General features: G+C 27.6%; 16 protein-coding genes. 14 read left to right on the top strand and 2 right to left on the bottom strand.

The window, feature by feature from the left end:
* The 10 genes from H8891_RS12595 to fliN form a co-directional block, all read left to right on the top strand.
* Positions 1–633 (top strand): methyl-accepting chemotaxis protein (locus H8891_RS12595; protein ID WP_243207849.1); only part of this gene is annotated, 633 nt, incomplete at its 5' end.
* 105 nt (positions 634–738) lie between these two features.
* Positions 739–2907, top strand: a complete 2169-nt coding sequence (locus H8891_RS12600; protein ID WP_187006696.1) for a chemotaxis protein CheA — start codon at positions 739–741, stop codon at positions 2905–2907.
* Between the two features lie 121 nt (positions 2908–3028).
* Entirely contained in the window at positions 3029–4108 is a 1080-nt protein-coding gene (locus tag H8891_RS12605; RefSeq protein ID WP_187006697.1) for a protein-glutamate methylesterase/protein-glutamine glutaminase, read from the top strand.
* A 20-nt stretch (positions 4109–4128) separates the two neighbouring features.
* Complete coding sequence (locus H8891_RS12610; RefSeq protein WP_147545933.1) at positions 4129–4743, top strand: chemotaxis protein CheC; 615 nt, start codon at positions 4129–4131, stop codon at positions 4741–4743.
* An 11-nt stretch (positions 4744–4754) separates the two neighbouring features.
* The gene (locus H8891_RS12615) at positions 4755–5240 is read left to right on the top strand and encodes a chemotaxis protein CheD (RefSeq protein ID WP_187006698.1); all 486 of its coding nucleotides are present in this window, start codon (positions 4755–4757) and stop codon (positions 5238–5240) included.
* An 18-nt stretch (positions 5241–5258) separates the two neighbouring features.
* The gene (locus H8891_RS12620; protein WP_270647939.1) at positions 5259–5741 is read left to right on the top strand and encodes a chemotaxis protein CheW; all 483 of its coding nucleotides are present in this window, start codon (positions 5259–5261) and stop codon (positions 5739–5741) included.
* Positions 5725–6534: a CheR family methyltransferase gene (locus H8891_RS12625; RefSeq protein WP_147543407.1), complete on the top strand. Its 810-nt coding sequence runs from the start codon at positions 5725–5727 to the stop codon at positions 6532–6534. The genes H8891_RS12620 and H8891_RS12625 overlap by 17 nt, the downstream gene beginning before the upstream one ends.
* Positions 6535–6557: 23 nt before the next feature.
* A complete protein-coding gene (locus H8891_RS12630) occupies positions 6558–6911 on the top strand; it encodes a response regulator (RefSeq protein WP_147543408.1) in 354 nt (117 codons plus the stop codon).
* A 471-nt stretch (positions 6912–7382) separates the two neighbouring features.
* Entirely contained in the window at positions 7383–8270 is an 888-nt protein-coding gene (locus H8891_RS12635; RefSeq protein WP_187006699.1) for a flagellar motor switch protein FliM, read from the top strand.
* A 4-nt stretch (positions 8271–8274) separates the two neighbouring features.
* On the top strand, positions 8275–8538 hold the full coding sequence (gene fliN, locus H8891_RS12640) for a flagellar motor switch protein FliN (protein ID WP_147543410.1): 264 nt from the start codon (positions 8275–8277) through the stop codon (positions 8536–8538).
* Positions 8539–8637: 99 nt separating this feature from the next.
* Here the strand turns inward: fliN and H8891_RS12645 are convergent, their stop codons facing one another.
* Positions 8638–9873, bottom strand: a complete 1236-nt coding sequence (locus tag H8891_RS12645) for a DUF1002 domain-containing protein (RefSeq protein WP_187006700.1) — start codon at positions 9871–9873, stop codon at positions 8638–8640.
* A gap of 238 nt (positions 9874–10111) precedes the next feature.
* Between H8891_RS12645 and H8891_RS12650 the strand changes: the two genes are divergently transcribed.
* Positions 10112–11836, top strand: coding sequence for an ABC transporter ATP-binding protein (locus tag H8891_RS12650; RefSeq protein WP_187006701.1), 1725 nt, complete (start codon positions 10112–10114; stop codon positions 11834–11836).
* Between the two features lies 1 nt (position 11837).
* Positions 11838–13652 (top strand): ABC transporter ATP-binding protein, encoded by a 1815-nt coding sequence (locus H8891_RS12655; RefSeq protein ID WP_187006702.1) that lies wholly within the window; start codon positions 11838–11840, stop codon positions 13650–13652.
* A 51-nt stretch (positions 13653–13703) separates the two neighbouring features.
* On the opposite strand, the gene H8891_RS12660 is transcribed toward H8891_RS12655, so the two are convergent.
* On the bottom strand, positions 13704–14558 hold the full coding sequence (locus H8891_RS12660; protein ID WP_187006703.1) for a CAP domain-containing protein: 855 nt from the start codon (positions 14556–14558) through the stop codon (positions 13704–13706).
* A gap of 343 nt (positions 14559–14901) precedes the next feature.
* Between H8891_RS12660 and H8891_RS12665 the strand changes: the two genes are divergently transcribed.
* Entirely contained in the window at positions 14902–15414 is a 513-nt protein-coding gene (locus tag H8891_RS12665) for a type I restriction enzyme HsdR N-terminal domain-containing protein (RefSeq protein WP_187006704.1), read from the top strand.
* 413 nt (positions 15415–15827) lie between these two features.
* On the top strand, positions 15828–16712 hold the full coding sequence (locus tag H8891_RS12670; protein WP_147543416.1) for a sigma-70 family RNA polymerase sigma factor: 885 nt from the start codon (positions 15828–15830) through the stop codon (positions 16710–16712).
* Positions 16713–16894 lie beyond the last annotated feature (182 nt).

Consider the following 16894-nt stretch of genomic DNA (forward strand, 5'->3'; position numbering starts at 1 on the left):
TCAGGTCGTCAAGTTAAAGATGGTAACGAGCAAATGAAACAAATGGTTAAGGCTATGGAAGAAATTTCATTTACTTCTAATGAAATAAGTAGAATTATAAAAACAATAGATGATATAGCTTTCCAAACAAATATATTAGCATTAAATGCTGCAGTAGAAGCTGCACGTGCAGGTTCAGCTGGTAAGGGATTTGCTGTTGTTGCTGATGAAGTAAGAAATCTTGCTGCTAAATCAGCAGAAGCTGCTAAAAATACATCTACACTTATTGTAAATTCAATAGAAGCAGTTGATAAGGGAACTGAAATTGTAGATAATACAGCTAAGTCATTAGAAAAAATAATAGATGCAACTAAACAAACTACTGTAGTAGTTGAAGCAATAGCAAAGGCATCTGAAGAACAAGCTAGTGCAATTAACCAAATTACATTAGGAATAGAACAAATCTCAGAAGTAGTACAAACTAACTCTGCAACATCAGAAGAAAGTGCTGCTGCTAGTGAAGAGTTAAGTGGACAAGCTCAAATGCTTAAATCACTTATTGAAAACTTTAAACTAAAAGATATAAATAGTTCTAAAAAGCATATAAATTTTAATAATAACGAAAAAAATTATTTTAACATGAATGAATTCTAATAATAAAATAATTTTAAATTATTAAATTATGATAAAAATGGAAGCTTTTATGCTTCCATTTTTAAAAATTGAATTTATTATGTTTAATTAATAAAGGAGAAAAATATGAGCGGAATGGATTCTTTAAATGAATTTTACGTGCATGAAAATATGCAATTATTAGAGCAGTTAGAAGAGATTTTACTTGGAGGACAATCAGACACAGGAAGTTTGGGGAAAGAAGAGATTGAAGAGATTTTCCGTACAATGCATACTATTAAAGGTTCTTCAGCTATGATGGGTTATGATAGTATAACAAAACTTACTCATAGTATAGAAGATGTCTTTGATGAAATACGTAGCGGACTTGAACTTTCTAGTGATAAGTGGGAAGAACTAATTGATATTGTATTATCTAGTATCGATTTTCTAAAAGAAGAAATGCTAAATATTCAAGATGGATTACTTCCAGAAGCTAGTATAGATGAATTACATGAAAAAGTTGTGAATTTATTAAAAAGAGCTAAAGAAAGTGATGATGAAAAAGTTTCAGATATAGAATTACCACAAAGTTGTGACAATGATAATAATAATGAACAAACAACTAAAGATAAATATTTTTATATAAAAGTTTTATTTGAAAATGGATGTGGTATGGAAGGTATTAGAGCATTTGGGGTAGTCAATTCAATTGAAAATATGTGTTCTTTTATAAAAACTATACCTGAAGATTTAATGGGTGAATGTGATGATACGATAATCAAAGATGGATTTATTTTATATGTAAAAACTTCAGAAGAACAATCTGTACTTGAAAAACCTATTAAAGAAACTATGTTTTTAGAAAGCCTTGAAATTAAAGAAGTCACAGATAAAACTGAGTTAGAAAATATTTTTGGAGAAGTTAATTTAAGTAATAATGATACTGTAAATAATGATGTAGAAGTTATTGATAACTTACCAAAAGAAGAATTAAATGAAGCAGAAGAAAAAGCAAAAGAAGAAGTAAAAGAAATAAAGGAAGAATCTAAAAAAGAAGAAGTCGTTAAATCAGATACTGATAAAAAAATAGAAAAAGAAGTTAAACAAGAAAAGAATGTAAAAAAAGAAAACAATCAATCACATGCACATAACAAAAATAGTTATTTAACTGTAAATATTAGTAAAGTAGATACTTTAATGAATTTAGTTGGAGAAATTGTTACTACTGAATCTATGGTAGAAAAACAGTCACAACTAGAAAATTTTGATAGAGATCTTTTTGAAAAACAAGCAAGAAGATTACATCAATTAACAAACGAACTACAAGATGTAGTTATGTCAATTCGTATGGTTCCAATTTCTTCTACTTTTACAAAAATGCAAAGAGTTGTAAGGGATATGAGTAGAAAAACAGGAAAATCAGTAGAATTACAGTTAATAGGTGAGCAAACTGAGGTAGATAAAAATATTTTAGAAAATATATCAGATCCTTTAATGCATATGGTAAGAAATAGTATGGATCATGGTATCGAGCCACCAGAAGAACGTAAATTGACTTCAAAGCCAGAAAAAGCAACTGTAACATTAGAAGCAAAAAATACTGGTGGAGATGTTGTTATCATTATTAAGGATGATGGTAGAGGATTAGATAAAGAATCCATTGTAAAAAAAGCAATTGAAAAAGGCATTACAAACAAGAATATTGAAGATATCAGTGATAAAGAAGCCTATAACTTTATACTAGCACCAGGATTTTCTACAAAAGAAGCTGTAAGTGAATACTCTGGTAGAGGAGTAGGAATGGATGTTGTGTATACAAACATTCGTAAGCTAAGAGGTTCCATTAGTATAGACAGTGAAAAAGGAAAAGGAACTATGATAGTACTTCGTATTCCATTAACACTGGCAATAGTAGATGGTATGAAGGTGAAAATAGGAGATGAAATATATATTATTCCATCACTAAATATAAAAGAAGTATTTAGACATGGAGCTTATGAAATAGTTCAAAATCCAAATGGAGAGGAACATAGCATTATTAGAGGAAATTGCTATAAGATTCGTAGATTATCAAATATATTAGGAATGGATAAATCAAGCTCTGATGAGGGAGCTATGATATTAGTTGAATCTGAAATGGGAAGTGTATGTATTATTGTAGATAGTATTATCGGTCAACAACAAGTTGTAATTAAACCAGTACCTACATTATTAACACAGTTTGAAAAGGTACATTCTTACATATCAGGATGTTCTATTTTAGAAGATGGTTCTATAAGCTTAATATTTGATGTAAATGCAATTATAAATTAATAAATAAATTTAAGATAATATCATAGGCATAATTACTATAGACAAAGCTATAAAAATTGCTGAAAAATAGTTAGGATTTCTGAGGTAATATAGTATAGATATTCAAAAGGAGAGGTAGTCTATGGAAAAAAATAAGAAGATAAAAGTATTAGTAGTTGATGATTCTATTATGTTTCGCCGTATTATCGCAAAGTATCTTCAAGAAGATCCAGACTTAGAAGTTGTTGGAACAGCGAGAGATCCATATGAGGCTAGAGATAAAATAATACAGTCTAGACCAGATGTATTAACTTTAGATATTGAAATGCCAGGTATGAATGGAATTGAGTTTTTAAAGATATTAATGGAGCAGTGTCCTATTCCAACTATTGTCATTAGTGGGGCTAATGGTAGGTGTTTTGAAGCTATAAGTGCTGGAGCTGTTGGATTTGTTGGGAAACCAGATACAAAGACAATGAATGATTTCTCTAATGATTTAGCATATAAAATCAAAGAAGCTTCCATCGCTAAATTAGATAAGAAGTTTTCTAAGAATAATTCTTTACAAGCTGATTGCACTACAACAAATAAGAGTATAGCTAGAAATTCTAATATAAATATAAAAAATGGTAAAGAAATAATTGCAATTGGGGCATCTATGGGTGGTGTCGAAGCTGTTGGGAAAATATTAAAACAATTACCTTTAGGATTACCTGGAATTGTAGTTACTCAACATATGCCACCAGTATTTACTAAAAGGTATGCAGAACGTTTAAACAAAGAGTGCTTAATAAATGTAGTTGAAGGTAAAGATGGTGATGAAATATTAAGTGGATATGCATATATAGCACCAGGGGCTTTACAAATGGGTATTGCAAAGAAAAATAATAAATATGTACTAGAAATTAAAGAAGGAGAGAAAGTTAGTGGTCATTGTCCTTCAGTAGATTATCTATTCAAATCTGTAGCAAATGTAGCAAAAGAAAATGCTATAGGTGTTATTTTAACTGGGATGGGTTCTGATGGAGCTAAAGGATTATTAGATATAAAGACAGCAGGAGGATATACTATTGGTCAAAATAGACATTCATGTGTTGTTTATGGAATGCCAATGGCTGCTAAAAATCTGGGGGCAGTTTTAAAAGAAACTTCTTTAGATATGATTCCAAATGTAATATTAAACCAATTAAAAAAGAGACAATCAACAGTAAAATCTAAGTAGTAGATGGAAAGTAGGTATATATGAAATTTGAGTGTGATAAATTAAATGTATTTCGTGAAATTAGTAATATAGGTTCAGGAAATGCATCATCTTCATTAGCTATAATGTTAAATGAGATAGTGGATATAGGAATTCCTAAAAGTGATATGATTAAGTTTTCAGATATAACTAATAGCTATAATTCACCAGAAGAGTTAGTTGTAGGAACAGTTTTACAACTTTCAGAAGATATGGAAGGATTTATTATGGTTATTATGAAAGTTGATTCAGCACTTAACCTATTATCAAAAATTACAGGAAAAGAAATTACATGTGATAGAGATGATTATGATTCAGTATGTGAAGAATTAAGTTCAATAGGAGAAATTTGTAATATACTTTGTGGAACATACTTAACTGCAATATCAGATATGACAAATTTAACTATAAATCCATCAATTCCATACTTTAGTGTGGATATGGTAATGGCAATTATGAATTTACCTATGTCATTATATGGACCGGTATCTGATTCAATTTTATGTATTGAAACAGACTTTTTCACTTTAGATAAAGAAATTGAAGGAAAATATTACTTTATTCCTAAGGTAGAGTCATGTAAAAAATTATTATCTTCACTAGGATTTGATGATTAGGAGAAGAACTAATGAAAAATATAACTGTAGGTATAGCAGAGTTTAATATTGTAAAGGCACCTAATCAAATTATGACAATTGGATTAGGGTCTTGCTGTGGGGTAGTACTTTATGATGAGATAAATAAAATAGCTGGATTGGTTCATATTCTACTTTCAGATTCAAAAAGTGAAAAGAGTATATCAAATAAAGCAAAATATGCAGACACTGGTATTACTTTGTTATATGAAGAAATGAAAAAAGCTGGTGCAAATCCTAGACTTATACGAGCAAAGTTAGCTGGTGGTGCACACATGTTTAATTTTAAAAATACAGGAAGTAGTATATGCACTATTGGAGAAAAAAATGTAAAAGCATGCAAAGAAACACTAGCGAAATTACATATTTCTATTGTTTCTGAAGATGTATTAGGTTCTTGTGGTAGAACTATTATATTTGACACTGTTACAAATAAACTTCGCATCAAAAGCGTTGGAAAAAGTGAAAAATTTATTTAAAAGGATGGTGGGTTATTTGTGAATACAAACGATGAAGTAATAGAGGCTAAGATAGATGATTTGTATATGGTATTTATTATAAATGATAAAAAATATGCATTATCATCAAAATATATTATAGAGATTATTGAAATATTACCTATAACAAAAGTTCCGTTTCTTCCTAAGTATATGAAGGGAATTATAAACTTAAGAAGTAATATTATTCCTGTTATGGATGCTAGAATAAGATTTGATATGGAACCTATTGAATATAATGAAAGAACTTGCATTATTATAATTGAAAAAAATAAAGAAAAGATTGGATTAATTGTTGATGCTGTAAACGAAGTTGTTAGTATTTCACCTGATAAAAGTATGAATATGAATTCGAATAAAGAAGATTGCAAGCAAAATTTTATAAAGTGTGTTAGTGAAATAAATAATGAAGTTCAGCTAATATTAGACTGCGATTCATTAATGGAAATTGTAGAGGATATGAATAATGAAATTAACAAATAAAGACTTTGTGCGATTAAAAAACTTTATGTATAATAATTATGGTATAAATCTTGAAAATAAAAGAACTTTAATTGAAACACGATTATTATTAATGGTAAAGAGACTAGGATTTGCTGATTTTAAGAGTTATATAGATAGTTTGATGCTAGATAAGACAGGAGAAAAAGCATCGGCTTTAGTAGAAAAGTTAACAACTAATTTTACTTATTTTATGCGTGAAGAACAACATTTTGAATTTTTAAAAGATGAAGTACTAATACCTCATTTTAAAAATTCAAAAATGGGTAACTTAAAAATTTGGTCTGCAGCTTCATCGACAGGAGAAGAACCATATTGTATAGCAATGTTAGTAGCATCTATTTTTGGTAGAAATTCAAAATTAAAAGTGTCTATAACAGCATCAGACATTTCTAATAATGTATTAAGACAAGCAAAGGCAGGAATTTATTCACAAGATAAGATATCTAAATTACCTGAGGTATGGGTTAAAAATTTCTTTAAGAAAATAAATGAAAGAAATTATGTTATTAGTGACAGTATAAAAAATTTAGTTGAATTTAAATATTTTAATCTAAATAATAGTATAGGTTGGGATAAACATAAGTACGATGTCATTTTTTGCAGAAATGTTATGATATATTTTGACAATCCTACAAAGCAAAAATTATCACGTAAACTATATGAATCACTTAAGCCAGGTGGATATTTAATAATTGGAATGTCTGAAAATTTATCTAATCTAGAAACAAATTTTGAACGTGTAAGACCATCAGTATATAGAAAAAGATTATAATTGATATAAATGGAGGAAATTTTATGAAAAGAGTATTAATAGTTGATGATGCAGCATTTATGCGTATGTCTATTCGTAAGATGCTTGAAGAAAATGGATTTGAGGTTGTTGGAGAAGCTGAAAATGGTGTAATGGCAATTGAAAAGTATCAAGAGTTACAACCAGAAGTTGTAACAATGGACATTACTATGCCAGAGATGGACGGATTAGAAGCATTAAGAGAAATTAAAAAGATAGATCCAGCTGCATCAGTTGTAATGGTATCAGCATTAGGTCAAGAAGCTAGAATGAAAGAAGCAATTATATATGGAGCAAAAGGATTTATAGTTAAGCCTTTTAAAGAGGAGATTATTATATCTGCATTATCTAAATTATAATTTAATTTTAAGATAAAACATATGGATTTTGTTTATAATAATAAAAGTTAATATCATAAAAGGAAGTTTTTAGACAATTTCCTTTTATGATATAATAAATTTAATTTATGGGAAAATAAAACTTTGATAGAAGTTTGTAATATAGAAAATGAAAAAATATGAATATAATAATTATAATTTGATGGATAAATTAAATTGTCCATTAGTTGTTAATTTATAAACTATATTTAAAAAGTAGTTTATAAATTAACAACTAATGGACGATAACGAGAACTTGTGATAAATAAGGATTAAATCAATTTATTTAGTAAAAAAATATTGAAAGATTATATTAATCTATCTAATATTAATTATTTAAAATTAGATAATAGATTAAATTTTAATATATAATTCTAATTTATTAATACATAAATTAGTAATAAATAGTCTTTAAAGAAGGTAAAATTTATATAGGAGATATGATAAGACATTATGAATCAAGAAATAACTGTATATGACTTTAAAAAACCACAAAGATATTCTACATCGAATATGAGATTTTTATCTGTAATAGCAGAAGAATTTTGTAAGAGTATAAATCTATTTATAACTTATGAATTAAAAAGACCAAATATAGTGTGTAAAGTAGATAAAATAGAACAAACAAATTATGAAGAATATATGAATATGATATCAAATGATTCTGTAATTGTTGAACATGCAGTACAGCCTTTAGTTCAGGGACTTATATATCAATTAGATAAAAGTGTCGCCCTTTCATTTATAGATTTAATACTTGGTGGAGATGGTGAATTTGGTGATGACAAAAGAGAACTTACTGAAGTTGATAGAGAATTAATATCATATATAGCAGGTAAGTTTTTAACAAAAATGTATATCTTTGAAGGTTGTAAATCTAGAGAAGTTTCTAATATTTATACAAATGTAGGTTCAAGTAAGAAATATCCAGTAAGTGAGTCTGTTGTTGTTTCTCATATGAAGATGATGGATGGGAATAAAGAAGTAGGTAAAATGAGTTTTTGTAATCCATATAGTTGCTTAGAACCAGTATTAGAACAATTAGAACCTAAAAGGCTTTTCAAAAGCAAAACAAATGAATATGATTTTGAATTTACAAATGCGATATACAATAAAATTTGTAGTACAAGTACTGAGATGGTCGCTATATTAGGAAAAACAGAAATAAGTGTAGAAGAATTGGTAAGTCTAAAATTAGGGGATATTATAACTTTAGATACTAAAACAGATGGAGATATGGAACTTCATGTAGGAGGATCAAGAGCATTTAAATGTAAACCTGGTCTTATTAAGAATAAAAAAGGTGTTGTTATAACAGATTATGTAAAGAAGGAAGTGTAGACATATGAGCGAAAATTTTGACAGAGTATTAGATATAGAACTTAAAGTTAGCGTAGTACTTGGGAGAACAAAGATACCTCTAAAAGATATCTTTGAATTATCTAAGGGGTCATTAATAGAATTAGATACTTTTGAAGATCAAGAAGTTGAGATACATGTAAACGGTAGAAAAATTGGTTATGGACAAGTTGTAATAGTAGATGATAATTTTGGTGTAAGAATAACACGTATATTAGGTGAAGAAGAATTAGCAAAAACTTTAGGGTAATCTAAGTATATGTGTAAATAAAATTTAAATATATAATAATATTAAAAAAGACAGATAAATTTATTTATCTGTCTTTTATTTACATTATTAATATTAATATTAATTATTTTGGTGTTCTGTAGGTACAGTATTTTCATTAGAAGTATTAGGTTCGTTGTTGTCAACAGTATTGTTTTTTTCTACATTTTGAACTGAATCATCTAATGTGTTTGAAGAATCCTGAGATTGACCTTGTTCTTTATCTTCTAAATTATTTTCAGAATTATTATTTTCAACTTTATCTGAATTAGAGTTAAATAATCCTGTAAACCAATTCCAAATTTTAGTAAAGAAACCTTCTGCTTCAGTACTTGATGGTAAATTTATAGCGTCTTTATCAGTAGCTGTTATCTGAGCATTTTTACCAAGTACACTATCATCAGTTTTTTCTAATATACCTAAATTTTTATCATTTCCACCAAATAGATTAGAAACCCAATTTCCTATACCTTCAAACCAACCTTTTACAGTATCTAATATACCTGAATTATTTACACTTTCACCTATAGCATTTAAGTTTTCATTTACAGTATTAGATATGCTGTTTAAAGCATCTTTCATGTCTTTGTAATCATAATTTTGTTCAGATATTTTAGTCATTAAATCTTTTACTTGCTTTTGTTGTTCAGGTGATAAAGTAACATTATAGTTATTAGTTATATTATTTATAGTGTTTGCTATTTGATTAGTGTCACTAGTATTATTTTTTATAATCTCTGTTTTAACATCATTGATTATACCTGTTGCTTTATCTTGACCTATATCTTGACCTAATTTACCAGATACTACCAACTCTTCTGTTGCAATTTCTTTTTTATTTTCATCTAATGGTTTACCAGTTGCATCTTCATAAGCCTTCATAACTCCAGTAAGTGCACCTGTTCCACTTACAGGAAAGTTAGCAGCTATAACACAGTTAGCATCAGTTATACCTAAACTTGCAAGAGTACTTGCTATCATAGCTGAAGTAACCCATGTTATATTAGCTGTTTTGACATTTATTCCACTTCCAGATTTAGTAGGCTCAACATAAGCACATGAATAAGTTTTAGTTCCTATTTGAGAATTAGGTGCTATACCTTCTAAATATTTTCTTTCTTCTTTATTGTTAACTTCTAATATTACGGCATCATTTTCATTTACGCCGAAGTATTTTAACATAGTTTTTCTTTGCTCAGGTGATAAATTTGCACCTAATGTAACAACTCTTGCTGAATCAGCAAATACTAAACTCATACTTCCTAAAACCATAGTACAACATATAACAATTGAAGTTATTTTCTTTTTTAAACTCATAATTAATCTCCTTTAAAACAATTTAAATAGATACTAATATAATAAAACATTTTATAGATTCTGACGATTACAAAATTATAACATTTTTAAAGCATGAACTCAAATACTATATTTATATTAGATAATACTTAGAAAATATAACCTGAAATTTAGATTATATAATGAGTAAGATTTAGGATAAATGGAAAAAATGTTTTTATTAAACGTATTTAAATAAAATTATAAAAGGAGTAATAGGATGTTAAAGCTATTATATAATTTAAAAAGGTATATCTATAAAATAATGATAATAGTTTTATTAGTATTTATACAGGCGTTGTGTGACGTATCTTTACCAAACTTAATGTCAAATATCGTTGACATAGGAATTATAAATAATGATATTAATTATATATTTAAAATTGGATTTATAATGATAGGTATAACATTAATAGGAGTAGGTGCCACTATTTTGGCTAGTTATTTTGGAGCTAAAGTAGCTATGGGGTTTGGTAGAGATATTAGAGAAAATGTATTTAAAAAAGTTGAGTCATTTTCATTAAAAGAAGTAAATGAACTTGGAGTAGCATCTTTGATAACTAGAACTACTAATGATGTAAATCAGATGCAACAAGTTTTAATGATAATGCTTAGAATGATGCTTTATGCTCCTATGGTGGCTGTAGGGGCTACTATAATGGCTATTAGAAAGGATTCAAAGCTTGCGTTAATAATATTAGTATCTATTCCAATACTGGTTGTTAGCATATACTTGATATCCAGAAAAGCCATACCACTTTTTAAAAAAATGCAAAAAAATGTAGATAATTTAAATAGAGTATTAAGAGAAAATTTAACAGGGATAAGAGTCATAAGGGTATTTAATAAAATTAATATAGAGAGAAAGAGATTTAAAGATGCAAGTTTACAGCTAAGTGATGTAGCCATTAAAGCAAATAGAACTATAACATTATTAATGCCACTTATGATGTTATTAGTTAATTTATCGATAATTGCAGTTGTATGGTTTGGAGGTATTAGAATAGATAAGGGAAATATGGAAGTTGGAGATTTAATAGCATTTATTCAATACTTATCTCAGATAATGTTTGCTCTTATGATGCTATCAATGATGTTTGTTATGATACCTAGAGCATCGGCATCAGCACAAAGAATAAATGAAGTATTAGAAACTAACTCCAATATATATAATAAAACTAATTCCATAAAGGAGACCAAGTTAAGAGGCTATGTAGAATTTAAAAATGTAAGTTTTATTTATGATGGAAGTAGTGAAAAGGTATTAGATAATATAAGTTTTAAAAGTGGTCCTGGAGAAACTACAGCTATAATAGGGGGTACAGGATCTGGAAAATCTACCATCGTAAAATTAATACCAAGATTACTTGAAGCTACACAAGGTGAAATATTAATAGATGGGGTTGATATAAAAGATATAGATATTAATTTATTAAGAGATAAAATAGGATATGTTCCGCAAAAGGCTGTTTTATTTACTGGAACTATAAGAGAAAATATAAGCTATGGAAAAGAAAATGCTAGTGATTATGATATAAAAAAAGCTATAGAAGTATCACAATCTAGTGAATTCGTACTAAGTAAAAAAGATAGTATTGATTCATATATAGCACAAGGTGGAGTTAATGTATCAGGGGGGCAAAAGCAAAGACTATCAATAGCTAGGGCACTTATAAAAAAGCCAGAGATTTATATATTTGATGATAGTTTTTCAGCACTAGATTTTAAAACTGATAAAAAACTTAGAGACGCTTTAGAGTCAGAAGTTAAAAATGCAACAGTTATAATTGTTGCTCAAAGAGTTAGTACTATAAAAAATGCAGATAAAATAATAGTTTTAGATGAGGGTAAAGTTATACAAATTGGAACACATAAAGAACTTTTAAAATCTTGTGAGGTATATAAAGAAATAGTATCTTCGCAGCTTTCTAAGGAGGAGATATAATATGAGTAAAAATAATCAAGCTCCAATAGGACCAAGAGTGTCAACTCAGAAAGCTAAGGATTTTAGTGGTACTTTAAAACGATTGATTAGTTATTTAAATACTTACAAATTAAACATTATATTAGTTATTATAACGGCTATAATTAGTGCGTTATTTTCTATAATAAGCCCTAAGATACTTGGAAAAGCTACAACTAAGATATTTGAAGGCGTAGTACTTAAAATGAGAGGTCAAGGTGAAATAGAATTTAATTTTATAGGGAAATTACTTATATTATTAATTGTATTATATATAATTAGTTCTATTTTTAATTATATGCAACAATATATAGTAGTTTCAGTAGCACAAAAAACTGTATATGATATGAGAAAAGATATATATGAAAAACTAAATAAATTGCCAATTAGCTATTTTGATACTCACACATATGGAGAAATATTAAGTAAAGTAACTAATGATATAGATAATATAAGTTCTACACTTCAACAAAGTATAACTCAATTAATAACATCTGTTATAACTATAATAGGAGTTGTAATAATGATGTTAACTATAAGTCCTCTTATGACAATAGTTACAGTGTTTACTATTCCTATGGGAATAGTATTTGTAAAACCTATTATATCAAAATCCCAAGGTTATTTTATAAAGCAGCAAAACATAATAGGCAAGCTTAATGGACATGTTGAAGAAATGTATACAGGACATGAAATTATAAAATCATTTAATAGAGAAAATGAATCTATAGAAGCTTTTAAATACATAAACACTAAACTATACGAAAGTGGATGGAAAGCTCAGTTCATGTCTGGAATGGTAATGCCAATAATGAATTTTGTAAGCAATATTGGATATGTATTAGTATCTGTTATAGGGGCAATATTTGTAACTAGAGGACGTATACAAATTGGAGATATACAAGCGTTTATTCAATATACTAAGCAATTTAGTCAACCTATAAGTCAAACTGCAAATATAGCTAATATAATTCAGTCAACAGTAGCATCTGCAGAAAGAGTTTTTGAATTATTAGATGAAAAAGAAGTAATTTCAGATAATAAAAAAAATAAAGTAATAGAAAATCCAAAAGGCAAAGTTGTATTTAATCATGTAAAATTTGGATATGATGAAAATAAAATTCTAATAAAAGATATGAATTTAGAAGTTAAGCCTGGGCAAAAAATTGCTATCGTAGGACCAACTGGAGCAGGAAAAACAACTCTTATAAACTTATTGCTTAGATTTTACGAACTAAATGATGGGAAAATACTTATAGATGATATAGATATAAAAGATATGAAACGTTCTGATTTAAGGAAAATATTTGGAATGGTACTACAAGATACGTGGCTATTTAAAGGAAGTATAAAAGAAAATATAGCTTATGGAAAAGAAGGTGCAAGTGATAAAGAAATAATAGATGCAGCTAAGTCTGCAAAGGCAAATCACTTTATAAAAACTTTACCTAAAGGATATGATACAATAATAAATGAAGAGGGATCTAATATATCTCAAGGTCAAAAGCAGTTATTAACTATAGCAAGAGCTATGATATCAAATCCTAAAATATTAATACTTGATGAAGCTACTAGTAGTATAGATACTAGAACCGAGATTAACATACAAAAAGCTATGGATAAGATGATGATGGGCAAAACTAGTTTTATAATAGCTCATAGGTTATCGACAATTAAAGATGCTGATGTAATATTGGTTATGAAAGATGGAAATGTAATAGAAAGTGGAAATCATGAAGAATTAATAAAAGAAAATAGATTTTATGCTGAACTTTATAATAGTCAATTTAATAATTAATTAAACAAAAAGGTATAGTTTATAACTATACCTTTTTTTAATGCAATTTGATTATCTTCCTATGAACATTTGAGTCCAGTATATAGATGATCCATTTGATGCTATACCTACACCTAACTCAGTGAAATCAGGGTTTAATATGTTTTTTCTGTGGCCAGGTGAATTCATCCATGAATTCATTACTTCTTTTGGTGTTTTTTGTCCCATAGCTATATTTTCACCAGCTGCACGATAGCTTATTCCAAATTGCTTCATCATATCAAAAGGAGAACCATAAGTTGGAGATGTATGATCAAAGTAATTTCTATCTATCATATCTTGAGATTTTTTAGTAGCTACATTTGACAATTCATTATTAAATTTAAGTGGTTGTAAACCTCTGTTAGTTCTTTCTACATTTACTAAATCTAAAACTTCTTTTTGGAAACTTGAGAAATTTCCTGATGGAGTAGAAACTTTATTCTCAGTAGGAGTAGTTTCAGGTTTAGACTCTGATTTTTTTGATGAAGTATTTGCTGATTCATTTTGAGAATTACTTTTATCTATAGTATTAGTAGATGTTTTATTCTCAGTAGAAATAGTTTTAGAATTAGACTCCCTATTAGAGTATGTAGTATCTTCTACCTTTTTATTTGAAGTAGTATCTATATTATTAGATAAATTAACTTTACTACATTTTAAATTACCGTTTATTAAATCTTGAATTAAATAGTTTAAAGGTTTTACTGGAGCAGAACAATCTTTTCCTTTAACATATATACATATATATTCTTTATGTCCAGATTTTTCGCAATACAGTTTTTTATTGATTGTTTCGTTTGATGTTGCATTAATAGGAAGTGTAGCACAAGCACTTAATACAGACACTACACCTAATGATAACAATGTTTTTAATCTTTTGTTCATGTAAGTCACCTCTTCTGAAATATTTATAAATGAATTTTCTAAAAATGTTACTATTTTGTAACCTATGAAGTATGGTTACCCCTTGGATATTTATTATCATAACATAGATCTCAACTCATAGGTAATGTAAAGTTATGTAAACAATATATATAAATTACAATTATGTAATAAAATAGGGTATAAATTTAAAATAAAGAGTAAAAAATATATTGATGGGTATAAGGTTAATAAATCTTATAAATTAGATAAAATAAGCAAGATATCTAGTTATTTAATTCAAATAACTAAAAATATGTTATACTATAAAAAGGTAATAATGGTAAAAGATGAAAGGAGAAAAATTATGTCAAAAGAATTAGTAAAAGACAGAGTTATAAAATACTTAATGGAAGATTTATATGTTCCACAAGAGATGATAGATACAGATGTAGCATTATCAGAGTTTGAAGAAGGTGCACAAGGTGTTATAGATATAATGGTAAATGTAAAAGATAGAGAAGATTTTTATGCGCCAGTTATGATAATAAAATGTTTAGATGAAGAGACTCCACTTCAAGGAGAAGAAGCACAAGAAGCAGTAAACTTCTTAGAAGATGTAGACAATATAACTTTAGCAGGAAGAGCTGTTTTAACTAATGGAAATGAAATGATGTATGCAAATTGGACAGGTGAAGAGTATGATACAGAAGAAGCTCTTCCAGAATACGATGTTATGGTAAAAGAGTTTTTCGACATGGAAGAACAAATAAAAGAACATGAGGCAAGTCATGAATGTGGATGCGGACATGATCACAGTCATGGTGATGACCATGAGTGTTGTGGTGGAAGCTGCGGATGTGGACACGATCATAAATAATAAAAATTGTCTTAAATTTATGATGATAAAGGGGATTAGCTTGACTAACCCCTTTTATTAATGGTATTATAAATTTGTTATAATCTCATTAATATTTTACCGTAATTTAGGGGCAAGTTTATTATTGGATTTATTAATTGGGATTTAACTTTGTCGTTCGAGGATAAAAGACTGCACAATGTGCAGTCTTTTGTTCTTTTTATGGATAAATTAAGATAATATAATATTATTTTAAAAAAATATAAAAAAAATCAAGGGTTTTGCAAGGTAGATGTAGAATAATAGATACAGGAATTTGTTGACAAGTAAAAAGTATTTTTTTAATAGTGATTACATACTATTAACATGAGGATGAAACTATAGGAATTTTTTTAACTTGATTAACAAATTATTAGAGATAGAAGGGGTAGATTATGGGGGCTAAGAGAGAAAATACTTATGAAAATTATATTTATAGTGACTCATCAAATTCATCAAATGCTATGAAAATGTACTTAAAAGAGATTGAAGAGTACAAGATGTTGTCCGCAGTAGAAGAGATTGAGTTAGCAAAAAAGATAGATGAATCATTTATAGGAGCTAAAGAAGAATTTATTAATGCAAACTATAGACTAGTTGTTAGTATTGCTAAAAAATATAGAAAAGAAAATATTGATATGCTGGATTTGATTCAAGCAGGAAATATAGGACTTATAAAAGCTGTAGAAAAATATGATTATAAAAAAGGATATAAGTTCAGTACTTATGCTACATGGTGGATAAAACAAAGTATAACTAGATATATAGATGATTGCGAAAATACTATTAGAATACCTGTTCACCTTCATCAAAGAATTAACTTTGTTAAAAGAAAAAAACAAGAGCTATCGTTAGAACTTCAAAGAGAGCCAAATCTAGAAGAACTAGCAATTGCATGTGATATAGAACTTGAAAAAATTATAGATTTACTTAAAAGAGATAAAAATATAATATCACTAGATACCCCTATCAAAGAAGATGAGGATAGTAGTTTAGTTGAGTTTATACCATCAGATGCATATTTTGGGGATGTAGTTATGCATGAGGTAGAACAACATAATCTAAGAGAAAAAATAGATGAACTGTTAACAGGACTTAGTGAACAAGAACAAAAAGTTTTAAGGATGAGATTTGGGTTAGATGATGATATACCTAAAACTCTAGAGGAAATAGGAAAAGTATTTGGAGTTACTAGAGAGAGAATAAGGCAAATAGAGGCAAAAGCCATAAGAAAGTTGAGACATCCAAGTAGATTAAAGCAATTAAAGCATTTTTATTAAAATTTATTAAAAGCATGTATATAATTTTTATTAAAATTTATTAAAAGCATGTATATAATTTTTATTTAAATTATATACATGCTTTTTTATACCTAAAATAATTATATATAAATTATTAAACTAACTTTTCAACTAAATAAATCATAAAAACTGATATGTCATTAATATAATTATGTATATAA

The organism is Paeniclostridium hominis (genome assembly GCF_014306135.1).
Taxonomy (GTDB): Bacteria; Bacillota; Clostridia; order Peptostreptococcales; family Peptostreptococcaceae; genus Paraclostridium; species Paraclostridium hominis.